The organism is Erythrobacter sp. JB1-4, assembly GCF_057365025.1.
In genome coordinates this window covers 2,986,645-2,999,084 of sequence record NZ_CP200292.1, presented here as the reverse complement: position 1 = coordinate 2,999,084, position 12,440 = coordinate 2,986,645, and the positions used below count along the sequence as shown (strand labels likewise).

Here is a 12,440-nt window from a genome sequence, read left to right as displayed (position 1 = left end):
TTTGTCTTACTGGTATTTGGCTGCAGCCCAACCAGGACCCGGTTCAAGCCTAACGCGCTCGCACCACCAATTTCACACGCTGCCCGGCGCGAAGGACATCCCCGTTGCCAAGTCCGTTGAGCACACGGAACCTCTCTTCTTGAGCGGTGTCATAAGCCATCTGCCGCGCCAGACCTGAAATCGTATCACCGCGCTGAACCGTGACGATCCGCAAACGCCGCGGAATAACCTGTGCGGCCTCTGATGCGCTGATCTTCCGGATTGACTGGAACATGCTGCCAAACGGGTTAGACTGCCCCGCCGGAGTAATCGTCACAAAGTGAAATGCTTGATCACGTGCAAACTCGTAAGCGAAGACAGTGACGTCTACTTGGCTATTTCCATTATTCACACGCGCCTGACCATAGGCAGCAGAAAGCCCATTCACACGGGTCCGCTCGATTCGGCTCGGTGCGAGTTGGCTGTTCTGGCCCCCAATTGCTGTAAACGCTTGTGAAATATACCGCGAGAGATCGCCGTTATAAGTTGCCGTTGTGAACTGGGCCTGCCCGCCTTGCCCGTTAATAGCGACGGCGCGTGTGCCATTGAGCATGTAATAGCCATCTGGCGCGCTGAATTTGAGGCGAAGATCAGGGTGGATGAAGTCGCGCCCCTCAACAATTCCTTGTTTGGGATCATCACCATAGATCATCCCATCGATTCGATTGAGGAATGCGTCGCGATTGTTGACAGTTCCCGGCTTTCCTTCGGCATAAGCATGCGCAAGACGGACCCTTGCGGCAGGGTCCGGGTGGCTACTGGCCCAAACGGGGGGCGCGCATTTGACCGCCCCTGAAGGCGCGCGTCGAGCGCGTTTTGAAGCGCTAACCTTTCGAGCAAATCGCCCATCGCTTTGGGATTGTATCCAGCACGGCTCATGTAATCGATGCCGAGCTGATCTGATTCTTCCTCATGAGCGCGCGAATAGGCAAGATTGGCATATTGCGGTGCGGCCAAGGCTGTGCGTGTGGCGAGGTTACCAAGTTGGCTATCGCCGAGCAGAACCCCCGAAGCAACTGCGCCAAGTACACCAAATATTTGATTGCGCTGCGCCCTTCTTTGACGCCGCTCAGAGTGGCGCGCGGTGACGTGAGCGACCTCATGCGCGAGCACGCCTGCAAGCTCTGCCTCGCTCTCCATTAGAGCTACAAGCTGGCGCGTGGTGTAAATATAGCCGCCCGGCACCGCGAAGGCGTTGTTTACCGGACTATTCAGAAGGGAGACGGTAAAGCTGTCGCGCGCGCCGCCGAGGCCAGAGTTCACAGCGACATTCTTGCCGATCCCTTCGACATATTGCCCCAGCGGCCCTGACATTTCGCCGCCAAATTCAGCAACCAGCTGTGGGTGGTACTGTGCACCTTGCTGCGCTTCGGTTTGAGTGATCGCCTCGGTTTGCCCCGGAATGGGTGTGGTCGCACAGGCGGTTAAAACGAGTGAAAGCGAGGCAACCCCCGCCATTTTGAACGTGCGCGTGAATTTGGTCATGAGGCCTCTCCTGGTCGGTGCAGATAGATATTGGAGGTGCTGAAGCACATCCTTTGCGGTTGTGTCAGCCCCCTGACCTAGGACACACAACTAGCCGCCTAGTTCCAAGAACCGCTTTTCACGCAGAGAAAGGATCGCGCTGCTGTCCATTTTGGCAAGTTTATCAAGCTCTTCGCCGATGGTTTTGCCAAGCACTGCTGCTGTCCCTTCAACATCGCGATGCGCGCCGCCGATAGGTTCTTTTACAATTCGGTCGATGACGCCAAGGCGCTTCAGATGCTGAGCGGTGATTTTCATCGCCTGCGCTGCGTCGGCTGCTTTGTCAGACGTGCGCCAAAGGATCGATGCACAACCCTCAGGCGAAATCACTGAGTAAACGGCATGTTCAAGCATCAGCACGCGCTCGGCGCTTGCCAAAGCTACGGCCCCACCAGAGCCGCCTTCGCCAACGATCACAGAAACCATCGGTGTCGGCAGCGCAAGGCAAGCCTCGGTCGAGCGCGCAATGGCTTCGGCCTGCCCACGCTCTTCGGCTTCGATGCCCGGAAAAGCGCCCGACGTGTCGACGAGAGTGACAACCGGCAATCCAAAACGTCCAGCCAGCTCCATCAATCGGATCGCTTTGCGATACCCCTCAGGCTTTCCCATGCCAAAATTATGCTTGATCCGGGTTTGCGTATCATGGCCTTTTTCATGGCCAATGACCATCACCCGGCGTTCCCCGAGCTTGGCAAATCCGCCCATGATCGCCTCATCATCGCCGTAGGTCCGGTCCCCGCCAAGAGGCATGAAATCGGTGAAGGCGTGTTCGATATAGTCGCGAAAATGCGGACGTTGGGGGTGACGGGCCACTTGGGTCTTTTGCCACGGCGTTAGGGAGGCATAGGTTGAAGCAAGCAGCTCACCGCTTTTTACTTCAAGCCGCTCTATCTCAGCTGCCACATCGACACCGTCATCAACCTCAAGGCTGCGCATTTCTTTGATGCGCAGTTCCAAACTTGCGACCGGCTTTTCAAATTCGAGGTAAGAAATCATGCCATTTCCGCTAGTGCTTTGGACGCGCCCCTGCAAGGGGGTGGCGCGAGTTTACCAGCTCCACTAGCCGTGCTGCATCGACATGCGTGTAGATTTGTGTGGTCGCAATATCGGCGTGGCCAAGCAGGGTTTGCAGTACGCGAAGGTCCGCGCCGCCCTCAAGAAGATGGGTCGCAAACGCGTGGCGCAACACGTGCGGGGATATGCCTGCGGGGTCGAGGTCCGCCCGTGCAGCCAGCTCCTTCAAGAGCTGGAAAAGCCGCACACGAGATAAGTGCTTGCCACCTCGCGAGGGGAACAAGAAGCGTGAGGTTGGCTCAGTAGGCCGCACTTCCAGCCACGCTGAAATTGCGTCTTTTGCCCGCTCGCTTACGGGAACCATGCGGGCCTGCCCGCCCTTGCCCATGACAGTCAGAAGCGGCGCATCGCGCGGAACAGCGCTGATTGGAAGGCTCACGAGTTCTGTCGCTCTTAGCCCTGACCCATAGAGCAATTCGAGAAGTGCGAGTTGCCGAACACTTGCAGGCTTCCCGTTCTCCGCCTCCAATTCAGCACGCGCAAACAATGCGTTCACCGCCTCGTGGCTCATGACTTTTGGCAAAGGCCGCCTTGTGCGAGGCGAGGGCAAAGCGCCTGAGGGATCATCCTCGCGCCAGCCCTCGTCCATCGCAAACCCAAAGAATTGCCTCAACGCCGAAGTCTTGCGAGCCACTGTAGAGGGCGCAAGATCAGCCCATGCTCCTGCCAATTTTGCCACCGATGCGCGCGGTGCTTTCGCCAGATCCCCCAGCAACTCCTCCGCCCCATCAAGGTCACGTGTATACGCTGCTAGGGTATTTACCGAGGCGCCGCGCTCCGCTGCAAGCATATCCAGAAAATCGCGCGTCGCAGCCGACATGGCTTAAGGTTAACCGCGTGCGACCGCTTCAGCAGCGATCATTCGAGCCTCAGCTTCAAAGCCAACACGGTTCAATGCAGAAACAAGGTGATAAAGATGCACCGGCGTCATTTGGCTCCAGCTTTCGCCTTGCATGCCAAGCCCTGCGAGTAGCGCGACCATCGCCTTGTTATTCACCTCAGCGGCGCGATCGATCATCCGGGTCCAACGCGTTTGGCGAGTGAAATCGACGCCCACTTGAGCGCCGTAACCGTTCACATCATCTCCCGGCACACGGCCAAGGCCGCCCAGTCCTGCGATAAAGAACTGCGATTTGCGCGCCTCTTCGCTGTCATCACCGCTCAAAAATCCGTCAACGCCGGTGATCGTGGCGGTCGCTCCATCAGGAGCTGCGAGCGCGAGCAGCCCCCAGCTCAAAGACCCCTCTTCCACAAATGCGCCCCAAGCCATGGCATCACGGTCGAGCCCTGCGGTGAGCATCGAGGAAATCAGTTGGTCAGCATCGCCAAGCGCCTCGGTTGAAGGCGGTATGCGAGCTGCGGCGTAAGCGGTGAGTATCTGACCTGCAAAGCCTGCTGAACCCTCGCCCCAAAGACCGCGCATTGCAGTAATCCGAGCCGCCGGTTGAACCACCACATAGGCCTCACGAAGGCGCGATGCGCGCTGCGCATACTCGCCGCCAAGCCCTTCATTGTTATAGAGCTCGCTATACAAATCCACTAAGGCTTTGGAGGAAAACACACCGCGTGTCGCTGCATATTCTGCATGCGGAATACGTTGATCCAGCGGCACTGCGGAAGAGGCAGCACCTGCTAGCCGGTAATAGGAACCAGTACGGCTCTCCAATGCGCTGCTAAGGATGCCTTCAGGGATCGTCTCCCCCACCGAATTGGCAAGGCTAAAACGCCAAGGGGTGATGCCTTCCACCCCGTCCCATTCAACGGTCGTACCGCCTCGCCCTCGCCCAGCAGCACCAGCATACCGCTGAGCCAGCAGGAGGTCGATTTCTGGCGCGATCTCTTCATTTTGTGCCGTATTAAGCTGACGCGAGGCAAGTGCCCCTTCCCCTGCATAAGCATTGCAGATCGCCAAGAGCATAACCCACTGCGGGTCGTCGCGGCTCGACCCCTGGAGCCTGACCGCAGGGCATGCGCCTACCACATCGCTTGCCCCCACATAGGCGGTGAGCGCCTCGGCCGTTAGCGCCTCGTTCCAATTGCCAGTGTCAATATCCTGCACAAGCGCGCGGGCGAGCGCGAATTCACCCATGGTGTTGAGTACGCCCGCGCGCATTGCTGCAAAATCGGACGGGTTCATGCCAGCAGGCGCTTCGAGGCGGCTCACAAGAGCGCGGCGCACCATTATATGGCCCCAGCGCGAAACCAGCGGTCCCTTGGTGCCTTTAAGAATAGCCTCAACCAGCCGCTCGGGCTGATTGGCAAACGATTTGACCGGCAAGCCCCCTTCGGATGGGGCAAGCACGCCCACCTGCTTTAACGAACGGCGCGCTGCTGGAGGGATATCAAATTTGGGTTTGAGACCAAGAAGATCGTCGAGCTCGTCGGTGGAAAGCTCCTCCAATTCCTCAAGGGTTGGTAAGCCATCGCGCTCTTCAGCTGACAATTGTGGAACGTTGGGCAGGTTACCGGGAAGAGGTGCTGGTCCTGGCGCCCCCGGACCGACCGGAGCATTCACAGGTGGTGCGGTGCCACCGGGAGCGGTTACTGGCGAGACGGGCGGCGCGGCTGTGGGCTGCGGCGCAGGGGTTGGTGCCGGTGCCGGATCATCAAAACCAGGGGGCAGCAGGGATTCAGGTGCTTCTTGTGCCGAGGCCAACCCTGTTGCCGTAACACCAGCCAATGCACCAGTCAGCGCAAGCCCAGAAACCGCTAGCCCTGAGACCGCTAGCCCTGAGACCGCCAGTCCAGCCGCACCTCTTCCCGAAATATAGGTCTTCCATCTACTCACGGCTGGTTCCCCCATTTGATTGGGGCCCATTAATCGGGAGAGAAACCGTCTGGACAATGGGATGAAGCGGTTCTTCACCGCCGTCGATGTAAGCAACAATCAAAGCCAGCATCACCGCCGCAACCCCATAAAACACATAGCGCCACTTCGCGCGTTGGCCCTTTGATCGGGACATAGAGCGCTGTGCGAGCGGCCGGGGATCAGTTTGCATCGAAGATGAGATTGCATTGTCAGACATATTGCGCGCGGCTTACCCCAAGTCTAGGCCGATAAGGAACAGAGAAATTGAAACGATGCTGCCCAAACACCAAGATTTGATCGAAACATCAAGATTTGAACGATAAATGAGAGACCAAGCCGCCCTCAACAGGTCACAGATTGACCAGATTGCCATGCGTATTAAGCAGCCAATCGTGCTGGTTGGCCTGATGGGTGTAGGCAAATCCACCGTTGGTCGCAAAGTTGCAGAGATGCTTGGTCGCGATTTTGTTGATGCTGATGAGGAGATAGAGGAAGCGGCACAGCGTTCTATCTCTGAGATTTTTGAAGAGTTTGGCGAGGCCTATTTTCGTGACGGAGAGCGCCGGGTTATCGTACGCCTCATGAGCGAACGCCGCGGCGTGATCGCGACCGGGGGCGGCGCATTCGTCGATTCTGAAACCCGTTCCTTGATCTTAGAGCACGCAATTGCAGTGTGGATCCATTCCGATATCCAGACTTTGGTTGAGCGCACCTCGAGGCGCAACACCCGCCCGCTTCTTCAAAACGGGGACCCACGTGAAATTCTGACGCGACTTTATGAAGAGCGCGAACCGTTTTACTCGCAGGCCCAAATTAAGGTGACGAGCAAAAATGCACCGCACTCTGAAACGGCAGAGGCGATTTTGAAAGCAATTGATACATGGTTGTGACCGCGTCCGAAACGATCCGGGTGGAATTGGGAGGGCGCTCGTACGATGTGCTGGTGGGTGCAGGCCTCCTTGACAACATTGCCGTGCACGCGGCCGCGTTTCTGAAAAGCTACGCTGCGCGCCGTGTGCCGATTGTCGCCGATGTCAATGCGCGCAAGCACCATGGAGCTCGTATAGAAAAATCGCTTGTGGCAGCAGGATATGAGGCCGTTTGGTATGATGTGGCCTCTGGCGAAGCGTCCAAAAGCTGGGCGAGTTTGGAAAAGCTAACCGATTGGATGCTAGGCCTTGGAATAACCCGTTCAGATCACGTGTTTGCGCTTGGCGGCGGGGTTGTGGGCGATCTTGTGGGTTTTGCATGCAGTATCCTCAAACGCGGGTGCGGATTTGTCCAATTGCCCACTACTCTTCTTTCTCAAGTGGATAGTTCGGTTGGCGGCAAGACTGCGATCAATACCGTTGCAGGCAAGAATATGATTGGTGCGTTTCACCAGCCTTCGCTGGTGCTCGCCGATACGGCTTCACTCGATACCCTGCCCGACCGGGAGATGCGCGCGGGCTATGCCGAGGTGATAAAATATGGCTTGCTTGGCGATGCTGAGTTCTTCGCATGGCTTGAGGCGAATGCAGCGGGCGTTCTGGCGCGTGAGCCCCAACCGCTTACCCACGCTATTGCCACCAGCATTCGGGCAAAGGCCCGTATTGTTGCAGAAGATGAACGTGAGACTTCTGGGGTGCGTGCTCTGCTCAATCTGGGGCACACTTTTGGGCACGCGTTGGAAGCTGAGACAGGTTTTTCTGACCGCCTGCTCCACGGCGAAGCGGTCGCACTTGGCATGGTGCTGGCTGCACGTTTTTCAGCAAAACGCGGTGAGATTTCGGGACAAGACGCAAGCCGCGCCGCGATTGTTATTGGCGCGAGCGGATTGCCTGCCGAGATCGCTGAGCTAGGCCTTAGTTGCAGCGGCGAAACGCTCGTCGAGCATATGCGTCATGACAAAAAGATGGAAGGGTCAGGCACCTTGCCCTTCCTTTTGCTGAAGGGTCTTGGCGAGGCCTACATGGCGCGCGACGTTGAACTGAGTGATGTTGCGGCATTTCTGGATGAAGAGCTTGCATGACAACCTTCATTGACCTCTCAATTCCGATCACCAATGACGTGATTTCCGACCCAGAGGTCATGCGCCCCAAGGTCACGTATATGACCCACGAAAACACGTGGGAGCAAATCGCGATGTTTTTCCCCGGTCTTGAGAAAGATGACCTGCCGGACGGCGAAGGATGGGCGGTGGAGATGCTTGAGCTTTCCACTCACAATGGCACCCATATGGATGCCCCGTGGCATTACCACTCAACCACGCAGAATGGTTCTGCCCCAGCCCCGAGCATTGATGAAGCCCCGCTTGACCGCTTCCTTCGCCCCGGTGTTAAGCTCGATTTTTCACACCTCCCCCACGGCCATGTCGTGAGCGCCGCCGAGGTTGAAGGCGCCCTTGCCAAGATCGATTATGAGCTCGAACCGCTCGACATTGTTCTTGTTCAATCAGGCGCAGTTTACGGGACCGATCACTTCACCGATCAAGGCGTTGGGCTTGGTGCAGAGGCTACTCTTTGGCTGACTGAACGCGGCGTTGAAGTTGTTGGCACGGACGCGTGGAGCTGGGATGCACCGTTTAGCCACACCGCACAGCGCTGGGCTGAGAAACGTGACCCATCGATCATCTGGGAAGGCCACAAGGCGGGCCGCATCCGCCCCTATTATCAGATCGAAAAGCTGACCAATCTGAAAAGCCTGCCGCCCCACGGCTTTACCTTAAGCTGTTTCCCAGTGAAGATCGAACGCGCCAGCGCCGGATGGATTCGTGCGGTGGCCATAGTGGAGGACAAGTGAATGAAAAATATGGCGCTTTTGGGAGCAGCTTTAGCCGCTCTTTCCTCAGTTGCTTACGCAGACGATCACTCGACAACATACCATTCTAAGCCGAGCGGGCCCGATTTCGCTGCCGCTAAAGCGGTGAGCGATGGCATCATTAGGCTGATAGAGGGAGGCAACTTCGAAGCTGCCATTGCCAAACTTCAAGAAGGAAGTCCGCTGCTTAAAGAAAAGCAACAGGACATGGATCTCGTCGTCTCACAGGCAAAAACAGGGGTCCAACTCTACGGCCCGATCACGAAGTGTATATTGAGCTCGCACTCGCATAAGTCTGAGCTGCGCATTAGCATTAAGTATATCTGCCAACACCAAGACTTGCTGCTTCAGTGGACCTTGCGCGCAGATCACTTACCGCGCGGCTGGAGCGTCACGAATGTGAGTTTCACCGACACATTTTAGGTCGATGCTGAAATCAGCTTGCCGAACGCGGCAGCTTTGTCACTTTGCCCGAAGTGTCACCATCAAGCGCGCCTTCCGCTTGGGTCATCTCATCGTGTTCAGCAAAAAGCCGCTCAATTTCCTCACGCTTTTCAATAAGCATGTGCGCAATTCCCGGCGCCAAACTCTCGCCATCACCAATTTGTCCGAGTAACCCCGCTATATCGCTAGCAGTTGCTTCGCGCGCAGACTTGAAAAACTGGCCTTTGCGGTCAAAGTATCCCGTTCCTTTTTTAGCCACAATACCACTCCTCCCTAAAGGTGAGCTTGCGTTTTATGCCGATTCGGCTCGGCAAGTCTCCAACAATTCAGGGGCTCTAGCTAGAGCGCTTGTGTAAAACTGTGTTTTTTGACCAAAATGGGATGTTGGGGGCATTAATTGTTTCGGCACAAGGTTAACTTGTGTCTTTGAGCGATCAAACGCCTCCTAGCGGCCATCATTTGCCTTAGTCGATCTATTCAAGCTCTAGGATCACTGCATCCACAGCCAAGCTTTCGCCCTCTGCTGCATTGACCTTGGCGATCACCGCCTCTTTTTCAGCGCGCAAGATGTTCTCCATCTTCATCGCTTCGACCGTGGCGAGTGGCTGTCCCGGCTGAACCGTTTCGCCTTCAGCAACATGCAGTTTCATCAGCATGCCGGGCATCGGGCAAATCAGGAATTTGGAAAGGTCAGGCGGCTCTTTCTCGATCATGTGCCCTTCGTGGGCAGTGAGGCGGGCCGGCAAGACCAGCGCTTCATGCGAGGCACCGCGTGTCGTGATCCGCCAGCGGACGCCTTCGCGCTCGATCTGGACGATCATCTCATTGTCGCCTGTCACATGAGCGAAAGTTTTGCCCACGGCCCAATCCCAAGTGCCATTCAAACGCACGCCATCCACGGTCGCCCCGCCTTTTTCGAGCGTCACGTCAAAGCTCTGGCTGCCAATTTTCACCATCCAGTGAGACGGCGGGTTATCAACGCCTGCAAGCTTGCCTGATATCTTGCGCGCGCGCACCTGAGTGTCGAACTCAGCGCCTGCAAACAAAGCCGCAAGTTGGCGCAAGTCCGCATCACTTGCGGGCGCGCCTTCGAACCCTTCGGGATATTCTTCGGCGATAAAGCCGGTTGTCAGCTCGCCAGAGCGGAAGCGTTCGTGCTGCATGATCGCAGAGAGGAAATCGACGTTGTGGCCAAGGCCCTTAATGCGGAAAGCATCCAATGCCTCGATCTGAAGGTCAGCGGCTTCTTCGCGCGTGGGTGCCCAAGTGATCAGCTTAGCGATCATCGGGTCATAGAACATGGAAACCTCGCCGCCCTCGAACACGCCATCATCGACGCGCACAGAGCCGTTTCCGCGAGCAACACCGCGGCGCGGCTTTCCAGCGACCTCGCCGTCATCGGTCCAGCCTTCGACCGAGGGCGAATACTCAATGAGACGGCCTGTTGAAGGCAAGAACCCGCGATAGGGGTCTTCGGCATAGACGCGGTTTTCAATCGCCCAGCCATCAATGCCAATATCGTCTTGGGTCAACCCCAGCTTTTCACCCGCAGCAACGCGGATCATCTGCTCGACCAGATCAACCCCGGTGATCGCCTCGGTCACAGGGTGCTCAACCTGAAGGCGGGTGTTCATTTCGAGGAAATAGAAACTCTCGCCCGTCTTATCCGCGCCGCTCACGATTAGCTCGACTGTACCAGCAGAATGATAGTCCACCGCTTTGGACAGAGCGACGCATTGTTCGCCCATAGCTTTGCGCATTTTCTCTGTGACGAAGGGCGACGGGGCTTCTTCAACGACCTTTTGGTGACGCCGCTGGATCGAACATTCGCGCTCGTTCAGATAGAGGATATTGCCGTGCTTATCGCCAAGAATCTGGATCTCGATATGGCGCGGGTTTTCGATGAATTTCTCAATGAAAACGCGGTCATCGCCAAAGGAGTTGAGACCTTCACGCTTAGTCGCTTCAAACCCTTCGCGTACGTCTTTTTCAGAGTACGCAAGACGCATGCCCTTGCCCCCGCCGCCAGCGGAAGCCTTCATCATCACAGGGTAAGTGATCTCATTTGCGATCTCGACCGCGTGATCGGTATCGCGGATTTCGCCGACAAAACCGGGCACCACATTGACGCCTGCTTCCTTGGCGAGTTTCTTCGATTCAATCTTATCGCCCATCGCAGCGATTGCGCCTGCAGGCGGGCCGATAAAGGCGATCTTTTCGGCTTCGAGAGCTTCTACAAAACTCGCGCGCTCTGACAGGAAGCCATAGCCCGGATGAACCGCCTCAGCGCCCGTTTCCTTACACGCTGCAATAATCTTTTCAGGGATTAGATAGCTTTCGGCCGCAGGCGATGGCCCGATATGGACCGCCTCATCGGCCATGCGCACAAACGGCGCGTTTTTGTCAGCGTCGGAATAGACCGCCACCGTCGCAATCCCCATCTTGCGCGCAGTCTGAAACACACGGCACGCGATCTCACCGCGATTGGCCACCAAAATCTTTGAAAACATGCCCGCTCCCTAACGGAAATTCTTTATGCCCCAACGCCTATGCAGAGTTGAGTGCACCCTTGCAACCTATCGAATATGAGAGCCGCGTGGCTGCTCAATATGTTCTTGCCAAGTCGCGCAGCTGCGCTGTCCGCTGCTCGGTCAATGTGGTCTTGCAGGTGGAAACCAATAAGGGCTCCAAACTGCCGCCGCGCGCGGTGTAGCCGTCCAGGCGACAGTGCGCGTCACGATAGGTTAGCCAGGCGCGCTGCGCTTCGAGAAGGCTTGCAAAATAGCCGGGTCGGTCATCCCAATCGGGCGCCAGTTCCTCCTCCCATTGCTCATCGCGCCTTTTCATCTCAGCGCGCGTCAAAGCCCACTGCGCATTCATATCCGCATCGGCTGCTGCAAATTCGCGCGCCGCACAAATGTTCATTTCTTGCTGGATGCCCTGATCCGCTGCGTCCTGATCACAATCTGGCAATTCAGCAGGCTCACCCCCGGCAAGCAGCAACAATAGAGAAAACATCAAAAACTCCTTTGCGAGGCAAATTGCGTAAGCGCATTAGCATAAGCAGGCGCACCGCGCCGGTCACCCTCGCCTTGAATAAGACTTTGAGCAGCCTTAGCGAGCATCGCAATATTGGCGCTGGAAAGCGCCGCCAAGGGCTCGACATAAATGCCAATGGTGAAGAGGATTGCCCCTGTTTCGGGCAGTCGCCGCAAGGTTTGACGCTCTGATCGGACAAACAGCGTTTCGCCAGCGTTCTGCGCTGTTACATGAGCGAATGTCTCTTTCGCCGGACGCGTCTCTAGCCAACGCCGCTCACCCGTGGCCGCGATGAACCAATTGCAACGGCCGTAAACTGCGCCCGGTTTGAGCGTTTCCATAAACCGATCCACTCCGGTCGCGAGCTGTTCGTCATAGCCCGCAATGGGCGCATGAAGCGCGCGCAAGGGCAAACCGATTTTGTCTTTAGGATGCCAGTCAGAGGGCCATGCAACGGCCGCGCCGATCAGGCGGTATTGGCCGCCCCCCGGCGCCTTTGTAAGCAGGCACATATCCTCATGCGCAGCCATCGCGGCTTGCGTGAGAGCCCCGTCCACTCCCAGCATTGCCGCCAGTTCTTGGCCCGGCTGATCAGCCTCGGATGTGAGTTGCACCCCTTCAGGCCATTCTCTGAAACCTGTTGCGCGCGCTTCAAAGTCAGGATCAGACTGAAGCCATTCGTCTTTATTCAAACGGGTGAGCCCCATCCGCA

Annotated in this window: 14 protein-coding genes; 4 read left to right on the top strand and 10 right to left on the bottom strand. The window is 56.9% G+C overall.

What is annotated here, in order from left to right; genetic code table 11:
* Window positions 1–49 precede the first annotated feature (49 nt).
* The 6 genes from AC0V61_RS14035 to AC0V61_RS14010 all read right to left on the bottom strand — a co-directional run bounded on the left by AC0V61_RS14035 (window position 50) and on the right by AC0V61_RS14010 (window position 5,663).
* Complete coding sequence (locus AC0V61_RS14035) at window positions 50–691, bottom strand: LysM peptidoglycan-binding domain-containing protein (protein ID WP_486158537.1); 642 nt, start codon at window positions 689–691, stop codon at window positions 50–52.
* A complete protein-coding gene (locus AC0V61_RS14030) occupies window positions 688–1,524 on the bottom strand; it encodes a M48 family metalloprotease (protein WP_486158535.1) in 837 nt (278 codons plus the stop codon). Before AC0V61_RS14030 ends, AC0V61_RS14035 begins: the two co-directional genes overlap by 4 nt.
* Window positions 1,525–1,614: 90 nt before the next feature.
* Complete coding sequence (locus AC0V61_RS14025) at window positions 1,615–2,559, bottom strand: acetyl-CoA carboxylase carboxyltransferase subunit alpha (RefSeq protein ID WP_486158533.1); 945 nt, start codon at window positions 2,557–2,559, stop codon at window positions 1,615–1,617.
* A gap of 10 nt (window positions 2,560–2,569) precedes the next feature.
* Window positions 2,570–3,457 (bottom strand): tyrosine recombinase, encoded by an 888-nt coding sequence (locus AC0V61_RS14020; protein ID WP_486158531.1) that lies wholly within the window; start codon window positions 3,455–3,457, stop codon window positions 2,570–2,572.
* A gap of 9 nt (window positions 3,458–3,466) precedes the next feature.
* Window positions 3,467–5,425, bottom strand: coding sequence for a hypothetical protein (locus tag AC0V61_RS14015; protein WP_486158529.1), 1,959 nt, complete (start codon window positions 5,423–5,425; stop codon window positions 3,467–3,469).
* Window positions 5,418–5,663: a hypothetical protein gene (locus AC0V61_RS14010; RefSeq protein ID WP_486158527.1), complete on the bottom strand. Its 246-nt coding sequence runs from the start codon at window positions 5,661–5,663 to the stop codon at window positions 5,418–5,420. The genes AC0V61_RS14015 and AC0V61_RS14010 overlap by 8 nt, the downstream gene beginning before the upstream one ends.
* Window positions 5,664–5,769: 106 nt before the next feature.
* On the opposite strand from AC0V61_RS14010, the gene AC0V61_RS14005 reads away from it, so the two are divergent.
* From AC0V61_RS14005 to AC0V61_RS13990, 4 genes are read left to right on the top strand one after another with little or no spacing between them, the layout of a single operon-like run.
* Window positions 5,770–6,336 (top strand): shikimate kinase, encoded by a 567-nt coding sequence (locus tag AC0V61_RS14005; RefSeq protein ID WP_486158526.1) that lies wholly within the window; start codon window positions 5,770–5,772, stop codon window positions 6,334–6,336.
* The gene (gene aroB, locus AC0V61_RS14000) at window positions 6,327–7,457 is read left to right on the top strand and encodes a 3-dehydroquinate synthase (RefSeq protein ID WP_486158524.1); all 1,131 of its coding nucleotides are present in this window, start codon (window positions 6,327–6,329) and stop codon (window positions 7,455–7,457) included. Before AC0V61_RS14005 ends, aroB begins: the two co-directional genes overlap by 10 nt.
* On the top strand, window positions 7,454–8,227 hold the full coding sequence (locus AC0V61_RS13995) for a cyclase family protein (protein WP_486158522.1): 774 nt from the start codon (window positions 7,454–7,456) through the stop codon (window positions 8,225–8,227). The genes aroB and AC0V61_RS13995 overlap by 4 nt, the downstream gene beginning before the upstream one ends.
* Window positions 8,228–8,668 carry a hypothetical protein gene (locus AC0V61_RS13990; protein ID WP_486158521.1) on the top strand — a complete coding sequence of 147 codons (441 nt, stop codon included), beginning with the start codon at window positions 8,228–8,230 and terminating at the stop codon, window positions 8,666–8,668.
* 13 nt (window positions 8,669–8,681) lie between these two features.
* Here AC0V61_RS13990 and AC0V61_RS13985 read toward each other — a convergent pair whose 3' ends face one another.
* The 4 genes from AC0V61_RS13985 to AC0V61_RS13970 all read right to left on the bottom strand — a co-directional run bounded on the left by AC0V61_RS13985 (window position 8,682) and on the right by AC0V61_RS13970 (window position 12,420).
* On the bottom strand, window positions 8,682–8,948 hold the full coding sequence (locus AC0V61_RS13985; protein ID WP_486158519.1) for a hypothetical protein: 267 nt from the start codon (window positions 8,946–8,948) through the stop codon (window positions 8,682–8,684).
* A gap of 214 nt (window positions 8,949–9,162) precedes the next feature.
* Complete coding sequence (locus tag AC0V61_RS13980) at window positions 9,163–11,199, bottom strand: ATP-binding protein (RefSeq protein WP_486158517.1); 2,037 nt, start codon at window positions 11,197–11,199, stop codon at window positions 9,163–9,165.
* A 94-nt stretch (window positions 11,200–11,293) separates the two neighbouring features.
* On the bottom strand, window positions 11,294–11,707 hold the full coding sequence (locus AC0V61_RS13975) for a lysozyme inhibitor LprI family protein (RefSeq protein WP_486158516.1): 414 nt from the start codon (window positions 11,705–11,707) through the stop codon (window positions 11,294–11,296).
* Window positions 11,707–12,420 (bottom strand): heme-dependent oxidative N-demethylase family protein, encoded by a 714-nt coding sequence (locus tag AC0V61_RS13970; protein WP_486158514.1) that lies wholly within the window; start codon window positions 12,418–12,420, stop codon window positions 11,707–11,709. Before AC0V61_RS13970 ends, AC0V61_RS13975 begins: the two co-directional genes overlap by 1 nt.
* Window positions 12,421–12,440 lie beyond the last annotated feature (20 nt).